Origin of the sequence: Shigella sp. FC1967 (genome assembly GCF_001743005.1) — a bacterium.
Lineage (GTDB): Bacteria > Pseudomonadota > Gammaproteobacteria > Enterobacterales > Enterobacteriaceae > Proteus.
This window is the reverse complement of record NZ_MIIZ01001316.1, coordinates 1-400: the sequence shown is the minus strand read 5'-3', so window position 1 is coordinate 400 and position 400 is coordinate 1. Positions and strand designations below refer to the sequence as shown.

The window sequence follows — 400 nt, the reverse complement described above, 5'->3', positions numbered from 1 at the left end:
GCTGACATAAGTAACGATAATGCGGGTGAAAAACCCGCACGCCGGAAGACCAAGGGTTCCTGTCCAACGTTAATCGGGGCAGGGTGAGTCGACCCCTAAAGGCGAGGCTGAAAGCGTAGTCGGATGGGAAACGGGTTAATATTCCCGTACTGGTGGTAACTGCGATGGGGGAACGGAGAAGGCTAGGTTGTCCGGGCGACGGTCGTCCCGGTTCAAGCATGTAGGCAGAGTGATTAGGCAAATCCGGTCACTTAATGCTGAGGTGTGATGACGAACCACTAAGGTGGTGAAGCAATTGATGCCCTGCTTCCAGGAAAAGCCTCTAAGCTTCAGGTTATCAACAATCGTACCCCAAACCGACACAGGTGGTCAGGTAGAGAATACTCAGGCGCTTGAGAGA

General features: G+C 53.0%; 1 rRNA gene. It reads left to right on the top strand.

Annotation, left to right across the window (positions count from 1 at the left end):
• Window positions 1-400 (top strand): 23S ribosomal RNA (locus tag BHE89_RS21585); the annotation flags it as partial.